30 protein-coding genes are annotated in these 24,318 nt (G+C 35.7%); 10 read left to right on the top strand and 20 right to left on the bottom strand.

Features of this window, described 5'->3' with window-relative positions; translation table 11 throughout:
* Nucleotides 1-15 precede the first annotated feature (15 nt).
* A complete protein-coding gene (locus R8749_RS08260; RefSeq protein WP_317695850.1) occupies nt 16-3,303 on the bottom strand; it encodes a BspA family leucine-rich repeat surface protein in 3,288 nt (1,095 codons plus the stop codon).
* Nucleotides 3,269-3,433 (bottom strand): hypothetical protein, encoded by a 165-nt coding sequence (locus R8749_RS08265; RefSeq protein WP_317695852.1) that lies wholly within the window; start codon nt 3,431-3,433, stop codon nt 3,269-3,271. The genes R8749_RS08260 and R8749_RS08265 overlap by 35 nt, the downstream gene beginning before the upstream one ends.
* A 253-nt stretch (nt 3,434-3,686) precedes the next feature.
* Between R8749_RS08265 and R8749_RS10905 the strand changes: the two genes are divergently transcribed.
* Nucleotides 3,687-3,758: a putative holin-like toxin gene (locus R8749_RS10905; RefSeq protein WP_486684824.1), complete on the top strand. Its 72-nt coding sequence runs from the start codon at nt 3,687-3,689 to the stop codon at nt 3,756-3,758.
* A 186-nt stretch (nt 3,759-3,944) separates the two neighbouring features.
* Here the strand turns inward: R8749_RS10905 and lepA are convergent, their stop codons facing one another.
* From lepA to R8749_RS08305, 8 genes are all read right to left on the bottom strand, one after another.
* Nucleotides 3,945-5,741, bottom strand: coding sequence for a translation elongation factor 4 (lepA, locus tag R8749_RS08270; RefSeq protein WP_317695856.1), 1,797 nt, complete (start codon nt 5,739-5,741; stop codon nt 3,945-3,947).
* Between the two features lie 2 nt (nt 5,742-5,743).
* Nucleotides 5,744-6,397 (bottom strand): TetR/AcrR family transcriptional regulator, encoded by a 654-nt coding sequence (locus R8749_RS08275; RefSeq protein WP_317695859.1) that lies wholly within the window; start codon nt 6,395-6,397, stop codon nt 5,744-5,746.
* Nucleotides 6,398-6,510: 113 nt separating this feature from the next.
* The gene (locus tag R8749_RS08280; RefSeq protein WP_317695861.1) at nt 6,511-7,020 is read right to left on the bottom strand and encodes a hypothetical protein; all 510 of its coding nucleotides are present in this window, start codon (nt 7,018-7,020) and stop codon (nt 6,511-6,513) included.
* A 76-nt stretch (nt 7,021-7,096) separates the two neighbouring features.
* Nucleotides 7,097-7,888: a hypothetical protein gene (locus R8749_RS08285; protein ID WP_317695863.1), complete on the bottom strand. Its 792-nt coding sequence runs from the start codon at nt 7,886-7,888 to the stop codon at nt 7,097-7,099.
* A gap of 101 nt (nt 7,889-7,989) precedes the next feature.
* Nucleotides 7,990-8,139 carry a LytTR family transcriptional regulator DNA-binding domain-containing protein gene (locus R8749_RS08290; protein ID WP_317698547.1) on the bottom strand — a complete coding sequence of 50 codons (150 nt, stop codon included), beginning with the start codon at nt 8,137-8,139 and terminating at the stop codon, nt 7,990-7,992.
* Nucleotides 8,140-8,162: 23 nt separating this feature from the next.
* Nucleotides 8,163-8,726, bottom strand: coding sequence for a response regulator (locus R8749_RS08295; RefSeq protein WP_317695865.1), 564 nt, complete (start codon nt 8,724-8,726; stop codon nt 8,163-8,165).
* Nucleotides 8,727-8,729: 3 nt separating this feature from the next.
* Nucleotides 8,730-9,497, bottom strand: coding sequence for a sensor histidine kinase (locus tag R8749_RS08300; RefSeq protein ID WP_317695867.1), 768 nt, complete (start codon nt 9,495-9,497; stop codon nt 8,730-8,732).
* Between the two features lie 44 nt (nt 9,498-9,541).
* Nucleotides 9,542-10,144 carry a hypothetical protein gene (locus tag R8749_RS08305; RefSeq protein ID WP_317695869.1) on the bottom strand — a complete coding sequence of 201 codons (603 nt, stop codon included), beginning with the start codon at nt 10,142-10,144 and terminating at the stop codon, nt 9,542-9,544.
* 436 nt (nt 10,145-10,580) lie between these two features.
* Between R8749_RS08305 and R8749_RS08310 the strand changes: the two genes are divergently transcribed.
* The 8 genes from R8749_RS08310 to aroD are packed head-to-tail and all read left to right on the top strand — an operon-like array spanning nt 10,581 to nt 18,016.
* Nucleotides 10,581-11,765, top strand: a complete 1,185-nt coding sequence (locus R8749_RS08310; protein WP_317695871.1) for an MFS transporter — start codon at nt 10,581-10,583, stop codon at nt 11,763-11,765.
* Nucleotides 11,766-11,767: 2 nt separating this feature from the next.
* Nucleotides 11,768-12,934: a chorismate synthase gene (gene aroC / locus R8749_RS08315; protein WP_317695873.1), complete on the top strand. Its 1,167-nt coding sequence runs from the start codon at nt 11,768-11,770 to the stop codon at nt 12,932-12,934.
* A gap of 10 nt (nt 12,935-12,944) precedes the next feature.
* Complete coding sequence (locus R8749_RS08320) at nt 12,945-13,472, top strand: amino acid biosynthesis protein (protein WP_317695875.1); 528 nt, start codon at nt 12,945-12,947, stop codon at nt 13,470-13,472.
* 8 nt (nt 13,473-13,480) lie between these two features.
* A complete protein-coding gene (aroA, locus tag R8749_RS08325) occupies nt 13,481-14,782 on the top strand; it encodes a 3-phosphoshikimate 1-carboxyvinyltransferase (RefSeq protein ID WP_317695877.1) in 1,302 nt (433 codons plus the stop codon).
* Nucleotides 14,766-15,860, top strand: a complete 1,095-nt coding sequence (locus R8749_RS08330) for a prephenate dehydrogenase (RefSeq protein WP_317695880.1) — start codon at nt 14,766-14,768, stop codon at nt 15,858-15,860. Before aroA ends, R8749_RS08330 begins: the two co-directional genes overlap by 17 nt.
* A gap of 1 nt (nt 15,861) precedes the next feature.
* Nucleotides 15,862-16,371, top strand: a complete 510-nt coding sequence (locus tag R8749_RS08335; protein WP_317695883.1) for a shikimate kinase — start codon at nt 15,862-15,864, stop codon at nt 16,369-16,371.
* Nucleotides 16,371-17,246: a shikimate dehydrogenase gene (locus R8749_RS08340; RefSeq protein WP_317695885.1), complete on the top strand. Its 876-nt coding sequence runs from the start codon at nt 16,371-16,373 to the stop codon at nt 17,244-17,246. Before R8749_RS08335 ends, R8749_RS08340 begins: the two co-directional genes overlap by 1 nt.
* A 2-nt stretch (nt 17,247-17,248) precedes the next feature.
* Nucleotides 17,249-18,016, top strand: coding sequence for a type I 3-dehydroquinate dehydratase (gene aroD / locus R8749_RS08345; protein ID WP_317695888.1), 768 nt, complete (start codon nt 17,249-17,251; stop codon nt 18,014-18,016).
* A 24-nt stretch (nt 18,017-18,040) separates the two neighbouring features.
* On the opposite strand, the gene R8749_RS08350 is transcribed toward aroD, so the two are convergent.
* The 5 genes from R8749_RS08350 to mazE all read right to left on the bottom strand — a co-directional run bounded on the left by R8749_RS08350 (nt 18,041) and on the right by mazE (nt 19,921).
* Complete coding sequence (locus R8749_RS08350) at nt 18,041-18,247, bottom strand: recombinase family protein (RefSeq protein WP_317698548.1); 207 nt, start codon at nt 18,245-18,247, stop codon at nt 18,041-18,043.
* Between the two features lie 29 nt (nt 18,248-18,276).
* Complete coding sequence (locus R8749_RS08355) at nt 18,277-18,396, bottom strand: recombinase family protein (protein ID WP_317695891.1); 120 nt, start codon at nt 18,394-18,396, stop codon at nt 18,277-18,279.
* A gap of 296 nt (nt 18,397-18,692) precedes the next feature.
* Nucleotides 18,693-19,277 (bottom strand): hypothetical protein, encoded by a 585-nt coding sequence (locus tag R8749_RS08360; protein WP_317695893.1) that lies wholly within the window; start codon nt 19,275-19,277, stop codon nt 18,693-18,695.
* Between the two features lie 210 nt (nt 19,278-19,487).
* Nucleotides 19,488-19,670 (bottom strand): type II toxin-antitoxin system PemK/MazF family toxin, encoded by a 183-nt coding sequence (locus tag R8749_RS08365; protein WP_317698550.1) that lies wholly within the window; start codon nt 19,668-19,670, stop codon nt 19,488-19,490.
* The gene (mazE, locus tag R8749_RS08370; RefSeq protein ID WP_317695895.1) at nt 19,670-19,921 is read right to left on the bottom strand and encodes a type II toxin-antitoxin system PemI/MazE family antitoxin; all 252 of its coding nucleotides are present in this window, start codon (nt 19,919-19,921) and stop codon (nt 19,670-19,672) included. The genes R8749_RS08365 and mazE overlap by 1 nt, the downstream gene beginning before the upstream one ends.
* A 181-nt stretch (nt 19,922-20,102) precedes the next feature.
* On the opposite strand from mazE, the gene R8749_RS08375 reads away from it, so the two are divergent.
* On the top strand, nt 20,103-20,699 hold the full coding sequence (locus tag R8749_RS08375) for a type IV toxin-antitoxin system AbiEi family antitoxin domain-containing protein (RefSeq protein ID WP_317695896.1): 597 nt from the start codon (nt 20,103-20,105) through the stop codon (nt 20,697-20,699).
* 192 nt (nt 20,700-20,891) lie between these two features.
* On the opposite strand, the gene R8749_RS08380 is transcribed toward R8749_RS08375, so the two are convergent.
* From R8749_RS08380 to R8749_RS08400, 5 genes are all read right to left on the bottom strand, one after another.
* Nucleotides 20,892-21,302: a YxeA family protein gene (locus R8749_RS08380; RefSeq protein WP_317695898.1), complete on the bottom strand. Its 411-nt coding sequence runs from the start codon at nt 21,300-21,302 to the stop codon at nt 20,892-20,894.
* A 63-nt stretch (nt 21,303-21,365) separates the two neighbouring features.
* Nucleotides 21,366-21,566 carry a helix-turn-helix domain-containing protein gene (locus R8749_RS08385; RefSeq protein ID WP_317695900.1) on the bottom strand — a complete coding sequence of 67 codons (201 nt, stop codon included), beginning with the start codon at nt 21,564-21,566 and terminating at the stop codon, nt 21,366-21,368.
* A 13-nt stretch (nt 21,567-21,579) separates the two neighbouring features.
* Nucleotides 21,580-22,119 carry a DUF2975 domain-containing protein gene (locus R8749_RS08390; RefSeq protein ID WP_317695902.1) on the bottom strand — a complete coding sequence of 180 codons (540 nt, stop codon included), beginning with the start codon at nt 22,117-22,119 and terminating at the stop codon, nt 21,580-21,582.
* Nucleotides 22,120-22,183: 64 nt separating this feature from the next.
* Nucleotides 22,184-23,470: a sensor histidine kinase gene (locus R8749_RS08395; protein ID WP_317695904.1), complete on the bottom strand. Its 1,287-nt coding sequence runs from the start codon at nt 23,468-23,470 to the stop codon at nt 22,184-22,186.
* On the bottom strand, nt 23,452-24,117 hold the full coding sequence (locus R8749_RS08400; protein ID WP_317695907.1) for a response regulator transcription factor: 666 nt from the start codon (nt 24,115-24,117) through the stop codon (nt 23,452-23,454). The genes R8749_RS08395 and R8749_RS08400 overlap by 19 nt, the downstream gene beginning before the upstream one ends.
* Between the last annotated feature and the right edge of the window lie 201 nt (nt 24,118-24,318).

Below are 24,318 nucleotides of genomic sequence, written 5' to 3' on the forward strand. Positions count from 1 at the left end.
GCAATTGATAATCGTTCAAGGTATATTAACTAAAGTGTACGTCACAGTTGCTTTATATTGACCAGGAGCTGGAATATCACTTGGCTTAGCCTTAAAACTTAGCTCCCAGGGAATCGATAATGTATCTTGATAACCCGTTCCCGCTGTGCCGTTATACACAGCTTGTGCAGTTGAAGTGAGATTTGTTGTTACCCCACCGCTATGATAATACAGTGGGTTGCCTATAATCTTCTTCGTAGAATCAGTATTCAATTCAAATTGTTTTGAAACTTCGGCGGTAATCTGCCACCTCTTCCCATTTCTTACATTCCGGTTATCGGTTAAGTTAAAGCTCTGGGAACTGCTGTTATACTCCTCATGCTGCAATGGTGCTTGATGTGATCCAAAGTCTATGCCGTTTGTTGCAGTGATCGTCTGTTTCCCAACCTGATCCCACACGTAAGTTCTCGTAGCTGTTGCGGTCTGTGATTCAGCGGCAATCTGCGCCGCCGTCTTTGCGTTCCCTGCAGGTTCATGTACCGTGCCATTCCCAACCTCCCGCCACTGAGGATTTGTGACGTAATACGTTACTCCTGCATCACTGATCTCCGTTTGTAATGCGGGATCTGTTAAGCCATTGTCACTAGCTAACTTCGTACTCCCTCCAAGAGTTAACTGCCACAGTTTGGGACTTCCCTCAAACATTGAAGTCATTGTAGTAACATTACTCGTATTGAAGCTGCTGAGGTCTAAATTTGGCAATACATTCATATGGGCAAACATCACTGTCATGTCTGTTGCACTTGTTGTATTAAAGCTTGTTACATTTAACTTTTTGAGCCCATGCATCTCATTGAACATGAAGCTGAAATCCTGTACCAGACCCGTGTTAAAGTTACTTAGATCTAATTCTGTAATATTCGTGCAGGCCTGAAACATTCCCCGCATACTAGTTACTTTATTCGTACCAAAACTGCTGACATTTAGACTGTTTAAGCTCGTACAGTAGTTAAACATACTGTTCATATCTGTAACATTAGCGGTGTTGAAATGACTCACATCAAGACTCGTTAAGCTCTGACAATGAGAAAACATCGCATTCATATCGGTAACATCGGATGTATTCAGAGCATCAAGACCTTCAACCGCCGTCGCGTTTGTGAGGTCCGTAAATAGATTATGCAGTGAGCCCCTTGCGGTTACTCCTGGTTTGATTACTACTTTTGTAATCTCCGCTGCCTGTCCATGCCACGGCCAAACCGACTGACCGGCAGTATCAAGTGCTCCATTTAGTTCATGAGGATAGATCGTCAGCACTTTGGTGATTGGATCAAGGTACCACCACCCTTGATCATTTAACGTCACTGAGTCAGTGACTGGTGCATAGTTTCCGGTATTATACACTGGATCTGTGCTAGACAGTGGCGCTTGATTATTACTTGAGTTATAAAAATATGAACCAAAGACTGGATCACCATTTTCATCAATTAGTTGGTTGGATTGATCATAAATAGAAACCTTTGAAACTATCTTCGTTAACGGAGCTGCATTGGGACTCACCGGAGTATTTGTTATTGTAATTTGACCTGCATCATCGGCAGTCAATTGCGCATTATTAGCCCCATTGTATTTCATTGTAACGGTATTATTTCCCGTCTCACCTAGTTTTAAATCATTGGTACTGCCAAGCTTTAAAGGAACATAAAGAAGTCCAGCCTTTTGAGTGACATCTACTGGCAAAGAACCAACCGGGGTAAACAAACCACCTAATGATTGAACTGCTGTGACCTTGGACCAAATCGGAATCACATTATTCTTCGCTGTATATTTAAAAGCAATATTATCTCCTGGTCTGATGGAAGCAGTTTTCAAAAAGGCTCCACTATTAACACTCATCTGAAGATCTGCTGTAACATCGGTGCTGTTAGCAGGTAATTCCTGCCGATAGACGTAATTCACAAAGGTAACTCCGCTAAAGTCAGTAGTTACCGTTGTATTATTGCCTGAATTAGTAACTGTTCCCCCGCTGCCGGGAGTTCCAAGACGTTTATTAAGCCGAGTCCCATTATCAAAGAAGGTCCCGTTAACTTGAGCTCGACGATAGGTTTTTCCATTTTTTACAATTATCGCCGGACTGCTGGTATCCACGAATTGAGTTGACCCGGGATGTTGAACCTGCCAATCTGATAAAATTGTTGACTTAACAGGCTGCAAATTATTACCATTTTCATCAACATAACGAGTTGTAATTACCGGGTCACCTGGGGTAAAAGTTCCTCGGACATTTTTGATTGTATTCCCTTCAACACCTAAACCAGTTGCACCCAAAATTGAAAACGCCCAATTTTTTCGATCCCTTAGAACCCTTCTCTCTCCAGTGGTTAAAATTTTATTCCAAACTGCCCCGCTAGTAGCAGGATCGCCAATTACTACCTTTAAAGTATACGTAGATGCAGAATAAGATATTGACATTGGATGCCAACTATTATCAACAACTTTCATAGATGTACCACTTACATTGCCAAAAGAATCATTTTTAGACGTTAACGGATAGCCATTTAAAGGAGCAGAATATTGTGACTTCCCAGAATAACCATTGCTATCTGTAGATATAAAAGCTCCATAACTATTATCAATTTGTTCAGGTGACCCTGAAGCAAAACGATCATCAGGTTCTAAAACTCCATTATAGGCATGCTGAGAGCTGCCATAGGGAGTGCCGGGAATATAATTTAAGCCTACTAAATTACTCCCATCGAGATATGTATCAATTTTAAAGGCAATGGCATTCATTAAATCACTAATTCCCAATTGGCTTCCACTATATCCAATTGAATGCAAATTCTGACCAATGTCTAAGTCACTTGAACTGGTAACAGATGATCCGTCAGAATGACGTCCGAAAATTGATGGTAAAATATAGTCAATTTTTTCAAGAGAATCGACTATTTTATCACCTGGTCTATATAACGGATGTAAAGAAAAACCTAATCCATCACACAGATAAGTCCAACTTGGTCGATCAATCTTTAGATCCCAACTAAAGTTAAAATCTTGACTCATATCGACTGTTGAGTTAAGAGTTACTGCTCCAACCTGCCATGATATTGGTTCGTTAATTAATATTGTATCCCAAGTACCATCATCATTGACTTTTGCAACAGCAGAACCAACCGTCGCAAAGAAATTTTGGCTGTCGCCTGACCCAATATTGATCGGGCTTAACCCGCTTCTTGGTTGAATTAATGATTTCTGTTGCAGCGGATCCCCCCAAACAGATTTAACAGGGTTAGCTAAATGCCCCCCCCCTGAAATCGCTACCATTATTTTCAATCGCTATATTCGTTGGAAAATCTGCTGCTTTACTCTGCTGTTTAAAGTTCAACGCAAAAGTCAAAACTAAAATTCCACTTAGTAGTACTGCAATATAGCCCAACTTCTTGACTAATTTCATGGTCATCTCCTCTTTCTGATCTTAAAGCGTAAATATTTATCGTTAGTATATCAAATAGCTTATAGAAATTATATTTATTTTTTGTAAAAAAAATAAACAAAAAAGCAACTGCTTAGACAGTTGCTGAACATCTGTTCTCTTTGTTATACTTAAAAAGTTAGAAGTTTTATGGGCGGTGGCTGCATGAATTTCCAAGGAGGTGGTGCTGTATGGAAATACGGAACAATCTTATTAGAAAGGATTCGCAGTCAGCTTGACTGTTTTTCAAGCTATCTCGTTGATGATTTCATTTGGCTTGGCTTTCAGCAACCATCTTGAAACATAACGAAAAGTAACAAAAAACCACCCTATTCAACTTTGACAAGGTTATAGGATGGATTACATTTTTCTATAATAACTGTCACCGCCTTTAAAGCGGCTTACATTGAGCTGGTGCTCCAACACCAGCTCTTTTTATGCTTAAATTATATACCGTATACGGTAATAATTCAAACTACGTCATCGCCTTTAATCATTGCTTCAATTCTAAAATTGAATTAAAAACTTCTTGGGATAAAGCTACGTTATTCTTTACTGCTTGGCGCTTATTAATGCTTTGCCGTCTCAGTAAATCTTGCTTTTTCGAAACACTCTTTTTTCCGCCTGAAACTGCGGCATTTTTCCTAAGCGGCGGAACATCAACTCTAGCAAGTGCCTTTCCTTCAACAACTGCCTGTACTGGCATCGGATAAAGAGTTCTTGGAACTGAGTATTTAAGTTTATGAACCAAATCTTGCGTTAAGCGCCCTGCATCTTCCCGATGCACAATAAACGATAAAGCATCGATTGGCGAATAATTAATATTAACTTCAACTTTCACCACATCAGCTTTTTGATAACCAGCATCTTCAGTATCTAAAGTTGCATATCCATGAGATACCGATTTCAGCTCATTAAAGAATTGATACGCTACCTCTGAAACCGGAATTTGATAAAGAAGTTCGGTATTTTTCGCCTTAGAATCCATATCAACTAAGAGTCCTTTATGCTGATCGGCTAACTTCATAACTGGACTGAGTAATTCATTAGGCACTTCGATCGTTGCATTAACCATTGGTTCTTCAACGTAATCAATATCGTTAAAATATGGAAACTGAGTTGGATTCGTGATCTCCTTAACTTCATTATTTTTCTTTAGATGAATGCGATAAGTTACGTTGGGAGCAGTGGTTAAAACTTCAAGACCATATTCATTTTTCAGTCGTTCTTGAATAATCTGCAGGTGAAACATGCCAAGAAATCCACAACGAAATCCTGGCCCCAATGCATCAGATACTTCTTCTCGATAATGAAATGATGGATCATTAAGTGCTAATTTTGCCAAAGAGTTTTTTAATTCTGGATAATCATTGTTTTTCGGATAAAATCCCGCAAATACTACTGATTGTGCTGCTTCGTATCCCGAAAGAGCATTTTCAGCAGAGTTATTTTTGAGCGTTAAAGTATCACCCACCCGAACTGATTGTGGGTCTTTTAATCCTGTCACTACATATCCAACGTCTCCGACAGACAACTGATTGGTTGTTTTCATTTCAGGGGTAAAAAAGCCAATTTCATGAGCTTGAAAACTGATCTTTTTGGCCATTAAAAGGGCTTGATCCTCAGATTTTAACTGTCCATCAAAAATTCTCACATAAGCAATAATTCCTAGAAAAGGATTATACAAATAATCAAAAACCAGAGCTTTAAGCGGCTTTTTTAAATCACCTTTAGGAGCTGGAATTCTAGTTCTAATTGCTTCTAGAACTTCTTTTACTCCCTGCCCGGTTTTAGCAGATATTTTTAAGATCTCTTCTTCTGCCAAACTATCATCTAACTGTATAATTTGTTCTTCAGTTTCTTCAACGTCAGCTGAAGGCATATCAACCTTATTAATCACGGGAATAATTGCCAAGTGATTCTTTTTAGCTAAGCGATAATTTGCCACGGTTTGAGCTTGAACTCCTTGGGTCGCATCAACTAATAAAATAGCTCCGTCACTTGCAGCAAGACTTTTAGATACTTCATAAGAAAAATCAACGTGCCCTGGCGTATCAATAAAATTATATTCATACTGATGTCCATCTTCTGCTTGGTAAACATTTCGCACCGTGCGTGATTTAACAGTAACTCCGTGTTCCTGTTCAACCTTTAAATCATCCAAAAGTTGCGCTTTTTCTTCTCGTTCATCGATCGTATTGGTCAACTCCATAATCCGATCAGCTAAAGTTGACTTCCCATGATCAATATGAGCAATAATTGAAAAATTACGAATATATTTTGGCTCCACTATTAATTTTCCTTTCTTATAAATACGCCCTGCAGGTAGTCGTCAAACATCTTTCTCGCTTGTTGATTTAAATCAATATGAAAATCGGTCATCGTTAAAGATAACTGTTGATGATTAAATTGATCTAACCCTACTAAATTCATTAAACCGCTAATAATTGCACTTTGAGCAAAAAAAAGTTCGTTAACTTCGTTTGAATTAAAATTTGGAATCTTATCAGCAATCATCTGATTAAGGCTCTGCGTAATTTCATATAATTTTTGTCTTCCACGCGCAGTCTGTTCTTTAATACTATCTTTTTCGAGCACTTGACCTCTTAGAGCATTTAAACGAACAACTACTGGTCGATTTTGGATTAATTCATCGGTTAAATCTAATAAAAAACATCTTAATTCCTGTAAACTAGAAATTTCACGTTCTTCAAAAAGTTGATGCGCTGATAAAAAATATTCCTGATATCCATGAAGTAAAAGATCCATAAAAATACTTTCTTTGTTAGGATAATAATTAAACAATGTCCCTTTTGCCACATGCGCTAATTGTGCAATTTGATTCATTGAAATTTCAAAATATGTTTGATTTTGAAAAAGTTCTAAAGCAGCGTCCGCAATCTGCTGAGTTTTAATTTCTTTTTGTTTTTCACTTTGAGCGTACATCTTTATCTCCCGAAAATGACCGGCGGTCAATTTAACCATAAAGCATTATAAATCGTTGACAAAATAACGTCAAATTAAAAGCAAAAAAATAACCAGCCGAAGCTGGTTTTAATTTAGTGAATAAAGTAAGGGATGATACCTAAGGCAAGACTTGTTATTCCCAAAATAATGGTCCCTGTGCGATCATGTCTTCCTCCATATTTCTTACTTAATTTAGAATAAGTAAACATCACGATTAAAAGTTGAATTAACGCCATAATTCCTTGAGTAATTTTCAAATCTAAGGTATTAGGAATAATAATTCCCAATAGATTACTGATAACAATCCCTAGAACTAATGACATAAATAGTGCCTGCGTACTTGACCTTGAAGACAAAAGTTTAAGCAATAGCCAATCAATTATGAAGAGAACTAAAAAGGTAATAATTGAAACCAAAGCTGCTAATCCTAATTGAAAATTTTTAAATTGTTCCGTCGAGAGCCCTAATTTTTCTTTAATAGCCAATAAGTTAGTGATTTCACCCAATGACTTACTGCTAAAAATATATACAATTATTTGCGATACCGGAACTAAAATAAAATAAATCAAATTGGTAAGCCATGAGACTTTTTCTTTTTTCATTATAAATTACCTCCATCTACTATCAATGATAACACTAAATAGATTAGAAATAACTTATTTAACTAAAAATCGAGTTTTAGTTTGTCTGACTGGATTCTTTCTTTGCTTTGATAAAATAATAAACAACAACCGCAAATATAGCTATATCAAAGGCTACAAAAAACGGAATAAAAGGTCCTGTACATTCTATTGCTATCATTGCCACAAGAATTAGCAAACCATTATAAGCTTGAGCTTTAGCTGGTATTTTAACCCCCAAATATCTATAAAGCAATAAAGTTATTGGTATTGAAGATAACATTATATTAGAAGAAGTTGTCGTGTTCCCCAACCAAATACATGCAATGAAAAGTGCTCCAATCAATAAAACATAAATGCCAACAATTTTCTTCACTTTTTCCGTATTTAGAAGATAACGACGAACAACGAATTCATAGACACCAATAAAAATTAAGATTCCTATTGTTAAAGGAATGGATTGTTTTGTTGAAGATCGAAACGAAGGTGTCTGATAAACAAAGATATCACTCAAAAATGTATTAACAATTATTAGTGAGGCTACTGAAATAAGGTAGTAGAATCCAAGTTTTTCTGATTTTATATTTTGAACATTATGATGCCTGAAAAATAGATACCCTCCAAAACCGACTAACATCAATATAAGTACAGGAGTTATTGACATATAAGTTGATTTATTCAACCATAACGCAACAATTAATGCGGCCCCAATAATTAATTGAAGTAATCCTGCTATTAATTTTGATTTAGATTTTGCTTTTATAAATTTATAAAGCATAAATTCGTTAATCCCAGTTAACACCAAGATTTCGATACTTGAAAAAATTAAGTCTTTTATTCTTACGTCCATCACATTTTCTCCACTTTTAAGATAGAAATATTATAGTTTGTTTTTTTACCAAAATATCAAATTCGATTAAACGTTAGTTTTTCCGTCATGAACGTTAAAAGCTATTTTAATATCTTGATTAACTCCCAAGATTTTCTAATCGATGCGTAGGCGACACTCCCGTTATTAAAATACAGCTCGCGTTTATGGTTATCGAAATGTTCAAGCTGATCTAAATTAACCAAATAACTTCGATCACTGCGAAAAAGCATTGGATACTTCTCTTCTAAATCGTTCAAATTGCCGATAAATTCGGTCTTTTTGTCTTAGTAATTAACGTCACACGATGCGGATTTAGTTTTGACGTACTCAAATAGATGATTTCAGAAATTGGAATGCTGTAATATTGCGTTCCAATGTGATAATTAAACATATTTTCTCTTTTGTATTCATCAGATTTCAAAAGATCATTCACCTTTAAAATATCTTCAATGATGTTTTGCTTAATATTATCAAGCCCTTTATCCTTTAAAATGTAGTCTAGAGGGGATACTTTGCGCTCAAGGGTCAAAATTGAAAGTTCATCATGAGTTGTAATAAAAACTATTTGAGCTCCTACAATCTGCTCACGAATCTTCATTGCCGTACTAAGCCCCTCATCTTTTTGTTTGCCGATTTGCATATCCAGAAAAAACAAACCCTGATGAGTTTGATCAACAAAATTCATCAACGTTTGCGAATTATCAGTTTCACAAATTAAGCCCATTGCGAGGTCATGAATCATAATTGTATTTTTAATTATTGCTGCAAAATTAGCTCGCTGTTTGGAATCATCTTCCAACAAATATATTGGAAACAAATCTTATTCTCCTGTAATCATTAATGTTGCTTGGAAATGCTGTTTTACAACTTCCGTTTCGAAAAACAAATTTTCATTCTGCTTTACAATTTTATCAACGTTATTTAACCCAAAGCCTGAATGCCCCGACTTAGTGGTATAGCCACTTTGAGAAATCTGGCTTAGATCTTCTAGATCATTAACAAAGTTATCAACTGTAATCACAATTTGATCGTTTGATTTAATTAAAGCACAAATTACTAATTTATTCTCTTCTTTTGTTGCCTGTTCAATTGCGTTATCTAACAATATTCCAATTACTCTAACAATTGATAAAATATCGTGATTTTTGATTTCAATCGATTCTGTAATTTCCAGCTCTAAATTAATTCCCAACTTTCTAGCATAGAAAAATTTTTCAATGATTAATCCTCTAATCGGTTCGTTTTTTAAATAATTAATGTTACTAATTGACTGATCTTCTAATTCACTTTGACTAGGCTGCTCCCTAACTAACTGCTCATAGTACTCTTTAAATTGTTTATGGTCTCCCTCTTTTACAAAACCTTCCAGAGCCAAAAGCATATTTTTATAATCATGTTTAAAATGACGTAGTTCTTGATATTGCTGTTCAATATTATCAAGGTAGTCTTTTAATTGCTTATTTTGCGCAAATTTTATTTCAGTATCTCTTCGATAATTAAATGCTCGCACGAATGACACAATTACAAAGAAAGTTAAAATTATAAAAATTGCGAAGATGCCCAACACTAAATAGTTGATAATATTCATCAAACCTACAAACTTACTAGAATCGAGATTTATATTTATTGTTTTTAAAAATTAATACTGAAAATTGTTCCAAAGATTTGGATAAAAGAAATTGCAAAAATTAAAAAAGCTAAGAAACTAAAGGTTCTAGATTCCAAATTAACCTCTTTAATATTTTGAACAAAAAACATTATTTTTTCACGATACTTATTAAGCAGCTTAATACTAATTATTAAAAGTGAAATCATTAACACAACTGTAAAGATGCCTAAAAATAAAGAACCCAAACCATTTGGAATTTTATTAAACAATGGCAAAAAAATCTGAGCACACACCGATGAAACAGTGGAACAAATCTGGATTACAAGGATCATCAAGATACGATTACTCATGTATTGATAATCAATCTTTTTATATCGCAGCTTTTGATAAATCCATGAAATAATTAGCCACAAAAGAAAAACGGGGATTCCAATTATACTGGCAGCAATCATAATAAAATTTTTAAAACCGTGCTTTTTGTTGTGAGAATCTTTCAAGAGAAAACTCGAATGTACTACCGCATAGACAAATACAGAAATAACTATACTTAATATGAAAGACGCTTGTAAGAAAAACGACAAAATGAAATTCAACACAAACGTAGACATCAATTTATTACTTAACATAAATTTCTTCCTTTTAAACAATTAATTTTATGATTTCATCTTAGCATTGGAAAAATAAAAAAAAATTTATTAATCTCAAACGTAAATATTTGCGTAATTAATGTGAACAAGGTTATTTACAGCGGCATATTTAAAAATTACTGTTGACGCAGATAAATGATTATGATTTAATGTAACCATTCAATAAACGAAAGGGAATCATTATGACACGCTGCATTTTAAATAAAGATTACTATTATGGCTTTGCTTATTTTAGCTAGCGTCCGTAATTCTTATTGGATACGGACGCCAGAAATTGTCCGTGTCTGAGCAGAGTCATTTTGATCCACCAGCTAGACACAATGTGATCTAGCTTGAGCCATATCATCATTAGCTTAAAAACCAGTTAGATTACAACAGTCTAGCTGGTTTTTTTTATTATTTTTAAGGAGAGAATATGAATAAACGTCAACTATCGCTTAGTTTATACCTAAACTATTTCATCCATGGCTTTGGATTAATTATCCTAACGCAAAATATGCAGGCCTTAAGTAATCATTGGCAGACCCCCATTGCTACAGTATCTTACGTCGTTTCAGGCGTTGGAATCGGTCGGCTGGTCGCTTACTTTATCCTGGGTAACTTATCTGACCACTTTGGACGGAAAATTTTCGTCAACGTTGGGATGCTCAGTTACTTTATCTTTTTTGTCGGAATGGCTTTTGTAAAAAATATCCAAGTGGCTTACATGCTGTCCATCTTAGCAGGAATTGCTAACTCTGCTCTTGATTCAGGTACTTATACTACTTTTATCGAGATGGGAAGTCCTCAAGGTTCCGCTAATGTTCTAATAAAAGCTTTTGTCTCATGCGGTGAATTTATCCTACCATTGGTAGTTGCGAACCTTGAATCTAATAAGCTCTGGTATGGTTGGTCATTCATGATTGCAGCAGTAATTTTAGTTTTCAATTTTGTTTTCTTAAATCGCCAAAAGTTCCCGCCCCGCAATCAAGACGATGTTGAAACTGAATCTGCCAGTCAAGAACTAACTGGCACAAAAAAAATAATAGTTTCCGTCAGTTTGATGGGCTACGGATATACAGCAATGGCCCTGATGATTTTATACACCCAGTGGATTACTCTTTTCGTTAGGAAAACTTTTAACTTTAGTATGTCTTTATCTCATTGGCTCTTATCTTTATACAGTATCGGTTCAATTACGGGAGTTATTATAATTTTCCTTTTACTACGCAAAGGCATTCCTGAAAACAAACTGTTATTAATGCTTAATATCATGTCCTTGCTGGCATTAGCCATCGTTTGTTACAGTCCAATTGCTATTATTTCCATGCTGGCAGCTTTTGCTTTTGGATTTTCTGCTGCCGGCGGAGTACTGCAAATGGGACTTAACCTTTTTATCAAACTCTATCCTCATGTCAAAGGTCGCATTACAGGAGTCTACTTTACCTTCGGCAGTCTGGCTTCATTTTCAATTCCGATTATTACCGGATGGCTGTCAAAACAAAGTACAGCAAGTGCCATGCGTTTTGATTTAATAATCGGGATCGCTGGGGTAATATTTACCGGTCTTACCCACTGGGCACTTACAACTTCCAAAACTAATTTACAAAAGGAGCAATAAATATGATTAATTACGTTACTGCTGGAGAATCTCACGGTCCGCAATTAACTGGCATTATCACTGGGATTCCGGCTGGTTTGAAATTAGACATTAAAGAAATTAATGATGCTTTAGCTGCTCGGCAGGGTGGGTTTGGCCGAGGAGACCGCCAAAAGATTGAACACGATTCAGTAGAAATCACTGGTGGTGTCCGTCATGATGTTACTCTTGGAAGTCCAATCTCTTTAACAATTCAAAATCGGGACTATTCCCATTGGAGTCAAATTATGGATCCCATTAGTCCAGCGACCCAAAGTAATACTTTACGCCAAATTACTCGTCCGAGACCTGGACATGCTGATTTGGTCGGTGGTATGAAATATGGTCAAAGTGATCTAAGAAATGTCTTAGAACGTTCTTCTGCCCGTGAAACAGCAATGCGGGTCGCACTGGGACAAATCTGCAAGCAATTATTAGCCCAGCTTGATATTAATTTGATTGGCTATGTTCAACAAATCGGCGCAAATAAGATTCCAGACCAAGATTTATCTGTTCAAGAAATTAACAACGCAATTGAACAAAATGACCTCCGAATTTTAGACTCGAATTTTGTTGAACAAATTCACAATTCAATCTTACAGGCAAAAAAAGACGGCGACACTCTTGGTGGAATTATTAAGGTCGTTGTCGAAAACGTACCTGCAGGTTTAGGAAGCTATATTAGTTGGGATACAAAACTAGACGGTCAATTAGCTGGAGCGGTTATGGGAATCAATGCGATGAAAGGTGTTGAAATCGGCGATGGCTTTGCTGCTGCTGGCAAACCCGGCAGCCAAGTCATGGACGAAATTGATTGGAATCCTGATACCGGCTGGAGTCGGATAACCAATCATCTCGGAGGTTTTGAAGGCGGCATGACTAACAGTATGCCGCTTGTTATCAAAGCAGCAATGAAACCAATCCCAACTCTTTATAAACCGCTGCAAACTGTGGACATCAAAACTAAAGAAAAGCAAAAAGCTCAAGTTGAACGATCAGATACTACGGCAATCGTGCCAGCCTCGATTGTAGTCGAAAGTGTGGTTGCAATTGAAATTGCGAAAGCTATTACCGCAACTTTTGAGGCAAGCAACTTAGATCGTCTAGAAAAAGAACTCCACAATTATCGGGAAGAATTGCTTCGATACTAAGGAGATTAAAATGAATGTCCATACCTTAGGTCCAAGTGATACTGATAGCTATGCAGCAGCAGCTGACTATAATTCCCACTATCAAAATAATCTTGCCCAAATTATCTGCCATAAAAGTTTTGAAGAGATCCTCACTAACTTGGCAGACTATTCAAAAGAGTATTTAATCATTCCAACAGCTTTTAAATCAAAGAGCTTACACGCAAGCTGGGGTGACGTTCATTATACCTTGCTGGATCAAATGAACTTAATTACTTCTTTTATCACCAAGCTAGATCCTTTAGTTGTGGTCAAAAGGATTAATGCAGCAAATAAAATTGGATATACTCATGCAGCAACCGCCCAACTTTTGAAACACACAATTAAAGACGTATCAGTTATAACTACCCCTAGTAAATATCTGGCGTACCAAGCTTATCAGAAAAATAAAGCTGCATATGTCTTAACGAATACCAAAAACATTAAACTAACCGCCAAAGAAACTATTATTAAAAGTTTTTCCCCCTCAATGGTGTGGTGTTTATATCAAATTAATTAGGTGAAATTATGAAATTAAAATCTTTTTCTAAAAATGGTCTTCACGGACAAATTAGTGTTCCCGGTGATAAAAGCATTTCTCACCGCGGACTAATTCTCGGAGCCATAAGTGACGGCACGACCCAACTGCATCACTTTTTAGCAGCCGATGACTGCTTATCGACTTTAAATGCGCTAAAAGACCTCGGGGTCCCCATTACCCGCAAAAATGATTTCCTTACAATCGAAGGTCAGGGATTAACTGGATTAAAAAGACCAACCAAAAGTTTAGACATGGGAAACGCAGGCACTGCAACTCGACTTCTAGCAGGCCTCTTAGCCGGACAATCATTTAATTCCACTTTAATCGGTGACTCCTCACTAAGCAAAAGACCCATGGGGAGAGTCCAGACGCCCCTTCAGCAGATGGGCGCCAAAATTGAATTAACTGACGGACATTTACCAATGACCATCACTGGCCAGAAGTTACACTCAATTGATTACCAAATGACGGTTGCAAGCGCCCAAGTTAAGAGTGCCCTAATTTTTGCAGCCTTACAGGCAGATGAAAAAAGTACCATTAAAGAATTCTTGCCGACCCGCGATCATACTGAACGCTTACTTAATAAATTTGGAGCTAACATAACTACAAGTGATGACGGATACACGATTACAGTCGAACCTCATCCTCATCTAGTCGGACAGGATTTAACTATTCCAGGTGACATGTCTTCGGCTGCATTCTTTATTACCGCCGCCAGTATTATCCCTAACTCTAAAATCACAATTTTAAATGTCGGAATTAATCCCACGCGTACTGGTTTATTAAAGATTTTAGAAAAAATGGGCGGAAAAGTTAAGATCATTAATCGTTCTCAATCAGACGGCGAGCCAACAGCCGATCTAGAAATTGAAAGTGCACAGTTAAAACCAATTAAAATCACTTCCAAAGATATCCCAGACGTAATTGATGAATTACCATTAGTTGCCCTTTTAGCAGCTGCTGCAAACGGCGTGAGTGAAGTTACGGGAGCTCTTGAATTAAGAGTAAAAGAAACCGATCGTATCTCAACTATTGTCACTGAATTACAAAAACTAGGCATTAAAATTACTGAGCTTACAGACGGATTTATTATTGATGGTCGAGATGATTGGCAGATTCAAGATTCAAAATTAGATAGTCACGGTGACCATCGGATTGGAATGATGTTAGCCATTGCAGCGTTGAGAGTAAAAGAACCTCTTACTTTAGAAAATGAAGATGCCATTAGTATTTCTTATCCTCAATTTTTCGACGATCTAAAGGAGATTGAAGATGCAGATTCTAATTAAAGGAATGGGATTAATTGGCAGTTCATTAGCTCTCGCAATTAAAGAAGATCATCCGGCTGCTAATTTAATTGGCATGGATCTTAATCAAGACAGCTTAAATTACGCTTTACGCCATGGAGTTGTAGACGGAATAACCGATAACTTTAACGAAACTGCCCAAAAAGCTGATGTCATTATTTTAGCCTGCCCCGTTCAAACCATCATTAAAGATTTAGCAGTTTTAGCTGAACTTCCACTTAAACCCAATGTTATCGTCACTGATGTCGGCAGCACTAAAGACAAAATCATGGATGCTGCGTTACCCCTTCAGCAAAAAGGAATAACTTTTATTGGCGGTCATCCAATGGCAGGATCACATAAATCGGGTGCCATTGCTGGCAGAGCTAATTTGTTTGAAAATGCTTTTTACTTTTTAGTTCCAGGGCACGCACCTAAAAAAACTGTTGATATGTTACAGGAATTACTCACTGCTGCTCATGTGAAATGGCTAATTATTGATTCTAAGGAACATGACCAAATTGTCGGACAGATCAGTCATCTACCGCATATTGTCGCAGCAGCTCTGGTAAATGAAACTCAAGTAACCCTTGCAGAATTCCCGCTTGGTTTAAGATTAGCTGCTGGAGGATTTAAAAGCATCACTCGCATTGCAAGTTCAGATCCACAAATGTGGACTGATATTTTATCTTCTAATTCTCCGATTCTTATTAATCAACTGGAAGATTATATTAATGAGCTTTCAGAGTTAAAAGAAGCTTTAGCTGACAAGAACCTAACAATTATTAAAAACTTTTTTGCTGCTGCCAAAGTTACTCGCGATCATTTAGGCCCAGATCAAATGGGTAGTTTGCCTAATTTCTTTGATTTATTCTTAAACATTCCTGATCGAGCGGGAGCCATTGCCAAAATTACTAAAATTTTAGCTGAAGAAAATCTAAGTTTAATTAATATTAATATTCTAGAAATGCGTGAAGAAATTGATGGAGTTCTGCAGTTAACATTCGGCGATCTAGCCACTCAAAAAAGAGCAGATTCAATTTTACAAAAAGCAGGATACCAAGTTATCAGGAGGAACTAAAATGAAAGCTATTTTGATTGGATTCATGGGAAGCGGTAAAACGACCGTTGGTCAATTACTTGCTGAACAATTGAAAACTAAGCATATTGATTTGGACAACTTAATCGTCGAAGAAGCAGGAGAATCAATTTCAGAAATTTTTGCAAAACATGGTGAGGCTTATTTTCGCAAACTGGAGCAGCAAATTCTAAGCAAAGCTTTAAAACTCCCCGGAATTTTATCGACCGGCGGAGGTACACCAACTATTTCTGCTAATGTATCAATGTTATTAGCTAATAAAGCTCCAATTATTTGGCTGGAAACCAGCAATCAAGCTACGATAAACCATCTAAAAAATGATACCAGCAGACCATTAATTAAAGACTTAGATCAAGAAGGACTATTAAAACTAAAAAATCAGCGATCTGAACAATACGAAAAAATCGCTGATTTAACTATCAAAACGGATTGCTTAACACCGCTGCAGATTATGCTGCAAATTAAAGACTGGTTACTCAGAAAGGACCTATAATGAACGAACGAATCGACGGACACACAATTTTAATTGGATTAATGGCATATCCCATTAGACACTCCATGTCACCTACTATGCACAACAATGCTTTTGCTAAACTGGGACTCAACTATGCATATTTAGCTTTTGAAATAACTAACGATAACCTACCGCAGGCAATTGATGCTATACGTACTCTTGATATGCGGGGATCAAATATCTCAATGCCCAATAAACAAAAGGTTATTCCCTTATTGGATAAACTTGATCCAGCCGCCGAAATGGTCGGAGCGGTTAATACAATCGTAAACGATCACGGAACGCTAACTGGTTATGTTACTGACGGTACTGGTTTTATGCAGGCTTTAAAAGATGAAAATTTAGATATTATTGGTGAAAAAATGACCCTTGCTGGAGGCGGCGGGGCTGGAACTGCAATTGCCATTCAAGCAGCAATTGATGGCGTCAAAGAAATTTCTATTTTTAATCGGCACGATGATTTATGGGAAAACGCTAAGCGTAATGTCGATATAATTAATGAAAATACTAATTGTAAAGCCACTCTCCATGAATTAGAAGACCAAGATGATTTTAAAAATGAAATTCAAGACTGTGCAATTTATTGCGATTCAACCGGTGTTGGAATGAAACCTTTAGAAGATCAGAGTCTGGTTAATGATCCAAGTTGGTTTAAAAAAGATATGATTGTCTACGATACCGTCTATGCTCCAAGAACTACTAAATTAATGAATATCGCTCAAGATGCAGGCGTGAAACATGTCTATAATGGGCTTTCGATGATGCTGGAACAAGGCGCCGAAGCCTTCAAACTTTGGACTAATCAAGAAATGCCCGTTGAGTATATCCGTGATTTATTATTTAGCGAGGAATAATCGTGTCAGGAACAACAAGAATCAGAAATATTACTTTAGGAGTTGGACGACCGAAAATTGCAGTGCCGATTATTGGTACTAATAAAGAAGAAATCATTACCCAAGCTGCAAAAGCAAAAGATACTCAACCAGATTTAATTGAGTGGCGCATTGATTATTTTGAACAAGTAATGAATTTCAGTGCGTTACAATCTGTCGGTCAAGAATTGCGCCAAACTATTGGCGATATCGCACTTCTTACAACTTTTAGAACTAAAAACGAAGGCGGACAGATAGAACTAGCTCACGTAGAGGATTACGCCGATATTTGTCAAAGCGTTTTACAAGGTAAGTTCACTGATGCCATTGATATCGAACGATTTTATCAAGACGATATTGTAAAACAAATCGTGCAGCTTGCCCATCAAGACAATGTTATTGTAATAATGAGCAATCATGATTTTGTTAAAACTCCAAGCGCCAAAGATATCAAACAACGACTTTTAGACATGATTGAATTTGGAGCCGACGCAGCAAAAATTGCTGTTATGCCTGAGTCTTTAGCTGATGTTTTAACACTAATGACCGCAACACAGGAAGCGTCAAAGATCGCTAATCGTCCTCTGATTACCATGTCCATGGGGGATATTGGTAAAGTTTCCCGCATTGCAGGAGAAGTCTTTGGTTCAACTGTAACTTTTGCAACTGTCGGGGCTGCATCTGCTCCCGGTCAAATCCCAATTGAACATTTACGACAAGATTTAATAGATTTACAGCTAGACCCTCATTGAATTGAGGGCTTTTTTAGTGTTAATTTAGACGATCGAGTAGGAGATACTAGTCCTCGCACCACCAAAGGAATACGGTTCAATGCCCTTAAAAGTCGGTAGATTTAGAATAGTAAGAGTTGCTCCACGATCTCTAATTTTTCCCATTATATTCTCAATGTCTTCAGTAGAACCGCTCAAGCGATCCAAACTGCTTACAACAATTTCATCACCATCACGCAAGTATCTCAAAATTTCAGCAAATGTTTTCTATTGACTAAGTTTTAATGAGAACCAGATTTATTTTCAGTAAAAATTTTCTCACATTCTTCTTTTTCAAGTTGCTCAATTTGGTGATCTAGATTTTGATCTTTAGAGCTAACTCTAATATATCCGATTTTCAAATTCTAATTCACCACTATACCATCACTTCTCATGCGTTGATTTTATTACTAGATCAAAGTGACAACAAGGATATACCCAAAACAACAACGATTTTCTAAAAGTAATCTTGTAATGGGCTGTCTAAATTATTTGTCTTTGCTTCAGTATTTGGAACGGTGGTATCCGGAGATGGCGTTTTGAGGTTCTGATTGACATATCCACCGTTATCAGCTTGCTCACCATCAGTGGTTCTTTCACTATTTTCCAGTTCGGGTGCACTAAAGTTTTTCTCACTAGGTTGATACCCCGTTTCCGTTTATGAGGTTGAATTATCTGGAGTTAGTGTATCTTCAAGCTGGGGTTCTGCTTTTTGCAATAATTCTTGTTTCAATTGCTCCTTGTCTTCATTTCTTTCTTGTTTAACTTGTAGAAGTGTTTTTTCAAAATACTGTAAACTAGAAAAGGAAACCAGTCTTTTTTCAATGGGTGTTCTATGCTCGTTACCCCTTTCAAAAACTGGGATAAAAGTTTCGAAAATGAATTTTTGGTATTTTTTATGAATAATGCTTTGGTCGGATTGAATAACTTTAGCTTCTGATAAAGAAATACCTGATTCTTTTACCAAATAACTTGAGAGCTTATTTTTTTCAATAATTAAGGATTTTGTGTAATCTAAACCACTTTTTCCTTGGTTATGTCTTTTAGTGATATAACCAAAGTTGTGTCTTAGATTTGTTCGTATCGGTATAAAAGCGAAATGTTTGCTCGTCAGAGGGACAGACACGTAGTAAGGGCGGTTGTCTTTTTGAATAATGTTTTTGTTATCAGCTTCAAGAAATATATTATTATCTTTAAGCACTTGTTTTACGTCTATCGTATATAAAAATTTTTTAATTGGCATGCATTATCCCTAATTCTTAAACAAAAAAAAGGTATTTACAACTGAAAAAATAATTCAGAAGAAAATACCTTAGTTTAAAGATTCATCTCGTCGCTTAGTTTTTTAATGTGGCTTAGACGTTTCAACCACTCAACACGTCGCTTAGTTTTTTAATGTGGCTTAGACGTTTCAACCACTCATCTTTTTCTTTACTCTTCTATTATAAAATATTTAAATGTACAAAACAAGGTAGAATCCCTCTTTTTTAGTTGATGTTATTGGGCATAAAGTTGATTGGCGGCGACCTTTATTATACTCATCGTTACTAACGATTAATGCTGGTCTTCTTTTTTTAATTTCATCTCCACGACTAGGATCAAACGTGATCTCTATTATATATCTCTCTAAAATTATTAATCAACATTTAAATTGCTTTCTGTAATTGGTGTACTTTTAGCCAGTCCATCGGGGTCCATGTTTTCTAGCTCTTCTTTCGTTGCCGTTTTATATAAATTAGGTAGCTTGGGCACTAAAGTGATAAAACCTAATTTATTTCTATATAAATACAACTCTTGCCCTTCCTTAAGATTTAATTTTTTAGTCAAGTTGATAGATAAAGAATTTCCTTGCTTTCTAACTTTCACATTGTCTATAGCCATCTGCATAGTTTTACCTCCATACATTCTTTTACAAATTGAACTAGTTATACCAATTTTACAAGCTATTACGAGTCATGACAAAATTTTTAATTAAATATCTTTAACATATTTCTTATGTCGAATATGGTGATAATTGTTGCTATTTTATACAAATAATCTATCGTTTGTATAAAATAGCAACAGAAAGGTGGGTAATTTGAAGCAGTCAGATAAGGTCCTAGAATTTCTTAGAAACAATGGCGGACAAATAACCTACGAGCAGGCAAAAAATATCGGCGTTTCGACAATAACTCTTTCGAGAATGAACAAACTAAACCAAATTGAAAAATTGATGCCAGGAGTTTATATCGACCCAATCGAACTTGGTGATGATTTTGCTGCTCTTCAATACCGTTTTTCTAAAGGTGTTTATTTTAGAGATAATGCTTTATTTTTATATGGAATGATTGATCGAACTCCCAGCAGATATGAAATGAATTTTCCTTTATCTTATTCTTATAGTCAGAAATTAAATGTTCCATTAAAGATTTTCAGGCAAAGAAATGACTTATACCAACTGGGTATAACAAAAATCCAGAGTCCAGGAGGGCATTGGGTTAACACATATTCAGTTGAGAGAACGTTGTGTGATATTTTAAGAATTAGGTCAGATCCCGAAACAATTAAACAGGCAATGAACAGCTACGTTCAGATGGAAGGAAGAGATTTACGCTCTTTATTAGATTTCGCTGAAATTTTTAATGTTAAAGACGAGATCATGAATTATATGAGCGTTCTATTGTGAACTTAGATTTTAAAGATAATGAAGTGCCTCACAATTGTTAGACAAATACTAACAATTGTGAGGCACTTCAAGTACAATAGGATTTTTTTCGAGGATTTCTTGGATAATATGGATATGGATACGGTAAGATCATATACTGAAGAATGCCATCAAAATTCCCCTCAAGTTTATTGCAACTTTTGGGTTCACGCATCATTTCAGCCTCTTTAAATATTCCAATGCTTTTGCAGGAACGTCATTAACAGAAATTGTTTCAAATCCTTTAACGTACTGTCCTTTTATCACAATTTTCAAATAATTGTCTTCTTTATTTTCTAACTTGTTACCAAATGAAGTAAGACTAATCTTTCGCCGATGTCCTTTATTATCGTAGGTTTCTATCTTATAAGTGTAATCAATTTTGCCATCAGTACTGTCTTTATAACTCCCAGACTCTTTAGTCGGGATTTTTGCATAGACGGTTTGTTTGGTAACTACCGGATTAAGCATGTCAGCAATATAAGCCCAAGTGGAATCGTTATTCTTAGTAACCTGTCCCAAGCCAAACAAAACTACAATAATTAAAACGAGCGAGATAATTATAACTTGTACTGTTTTCTTCATTTCTAACGCCTCCTAATTAAAACTTTAAGCGTTAATTCTGAAGAAATAATAAAGATCTATAAATTATTTAACGTATTTAATAATATCTCCCGGCTGGCAATCTAGTGCTTCACAGATTTTTTCTAAAGTACTGAAACGAATCCCTTTAGCTTTGCCATTTTTTAAAATTGATAGATTAGCTGGCGTGATATCAATTAATTGAGCTAATTCCTTTGAGCTCATTTTTTTCTTGAGCATTTCCATGTCGAGCGTTATTTCAATCATTAATTTTGCTCCATTAAATTAAACTATCAGAATCTTCTTGCAGTTCCACTCCTCGCTTGAATACTAGGTAAATTACATAAATACCTAGAAACACTAAGGCAGAAACAAATATCTCCGACCATGAAGTGTAAAAGATATTCAAATGAACTATATCAAATACTATTTTGGATAAGACATCAAGAATTAGAAAGAAAGCTGCTGAATACATAATCCATCTAATATTTTTGAGGTTATCAAAATTAAAATAAATCTCATGTTTAAGATTCTTAACGATTCTCCTGATAAAAACTGTAATTTCGAAAAAAATAATAATGGATACCAAAATAGAAATCAACAACACGAGGACCGAAAACATAGAAGTGGATTTTATGCCTGGATCCACAGATTTTGATATAAAGTCCGATATAAACTCCTTATATAAAGTCCCTACTCTGAAAATTTTTTCTAGTCCAATAACTATCAATCCAACAGTTGCAATGGCAAATATTCCAGAAAAAATATACGTCACGATTTCAAGAAAGGATAGTAAAATCGAATTAATTTTTTTATTCATGTCATATTCCTTTTTTTAATTTTTATTGTAAAACGATAATTTATTTTTGTCAAACAACAATTAATTATAAAGAAATAATAACTTTTCGACCGCCTAAATCTTGTGAGCGTCCGAAAATAATCTTGCCGTGATGTTTCTTTACAATGCTTTTTGCTATCTCTAAACCCATGCCAAAGTGATTAGGATTTAAGCGTTCTTCTTCCTTTGATCCGCTATCTTCAATTACAAACTGCAGCTCGTCTGATTCTTTTATCACTGAAAATTTAATTACGCCATTTATCGGACAGAAATCCACTGCGTTACTAATAATATTGACGATTACCTGACGCATTTCCTTTGGTACACTTGCATCTTGGACTACTCTATTTATTTTAAAATCTATTTTCTTTAACTTAGTTAAAGGGGTGATTTCTCCTAAAACTTTATTCATAAAATCTGTTAAAGAAACGATGTCTTGCTTTTTAGCTGCCTGCTTATTTTTGGCTAGTAAAATTAACTGATTTAAATCTTGTTCAATGATCTCTGCACTTGCGATTAAATCATCAAGCTCATTAATCTGATCTTCAGTTAAATCATCTTCTTTTAACAGCTCTGCATTTCCTAAAATTACCGTAAGTGGCGTTCTTAAATCATGAGACAAAGCGGCAATCTTGCTGCGTTCTTCAGCCTCAGCATTCCACTGACTGATTAATGATTCTTTGAGCGAATTTTTCATCGTCTCAATTGACTGCAGCACTTGGTTAATCTCTTTAATTGAAGCTGAGCCAACGTCGAAATCAAGGTTCTGATTTTCAATTTGAGTAATTGCTGCTTCAAGAGGAATTAGCTGCTTTTTTATTTTACGGGCAAAAAGGCGAACATTTATTAAACAAGCGGCAATAAACATTAAAGCCGTTATTAATAGCTGCAGCATCTCAGGCGGCAATAGCCAACGATTTAATGAGCGATTAGTATATGCTGCTTGAATTTTATAATACAAAATTATTGTTCTTGAGCCTTTTTTCGTGATTAAGAAATAATTGGGAACTTTAGTCGCAGAATCTTTTTCATATTTAGATGCTTCTGTTAACAATTGAGAATTTAAATTAGTTTTCTCTAATTTATGATTATTAAAAACTGCATAATTTAGATCATCAGAAATCATTTGATCTGAAAAGCGCTCCGCACGATTAATTTTCTGAATTGTCTGATTTGCGCGAATCTCTGCCTGATTAGCGTTACTAAACAGATTTAATTTAAGACCTGAATAGAATAGAAACAAATTTAAAATCACAACGAAAACAACCGAACCAATAAGAGATAAAATAAATTGAATTAAAACTCGATTTAAAGTTAATTGCCGCTTTGCCATAAATAACCAACACCCCACGAAGTTTGAATTGGACAATTCTGCACTGAAAGTTTCTGACGAATATTCTTTATATGCGTTACGATGGAATTGCTGTCACCATCACTTTCAATTCCGAAAACCTGTTCATAAATTTGATCTTTGGAGAATACAAACCCTTTATTTTTTGCCAAAAATTCACAAATTGCATACTCTCCTTTTGTCAAAGACACTTTTTGATTTCGATAAAACATGACCTTTTTATTTAAGTCGAAAGTAAAATCCCCTGCTTTGAAAACGTGCCGATGAGGTCTTTCTTCTCGGCGAAGATGAGCTTTAACCCTTGCTCTTAACTCTCTTGAACGAAATGGCTTTACAATATAATCATCTGCTCCAAGACCAAGACCCAATAGAATGTCGGCTTCCTGATTTTTGGCAGTTAAAAAAATAATCGGGCAATCCAATTCTTCACGATGCTTCTGCACGAATTCAAATCCACTAATCCCAGGCATCATTACATCTAAAATCATTAAATTGTAAGAACTTAATTGATTAAAATTTAACGAAGCTAAACTTTGAGCTGTATCGACTAAGTAGCCATCTTTTTCTAAACTTGTTTTTAACAGCCGCAAAATTGAAGGCTCATCATCAACTACTAATATTTTTTCCATATCTATTCTTTCATTTACTAGGACCTGTCTTAATAATATAATAAAAAGCTGCTGATTATCCGAATAAAATATCTAGCGGAAGATGAGCAGCTTGATTACGAATAAAACAGTGAATTTCATATTTTTGCATCTACTAAAACTTGGAATCGATCAGAAAATTTGTCCCTTACTTTTTTGACGTATTAAAGCAACTGGGATAGT

The sequence above is a fragment of the Xylocopilactobacillus apis genome (assembly GCF_033095965.1).
GTDB lineage: Bacteria > Bacillota > Bacilli > Lactobacillales > Lactobacillaceae > Xylocopilactobacillus > Xylocopilactobacillus apis.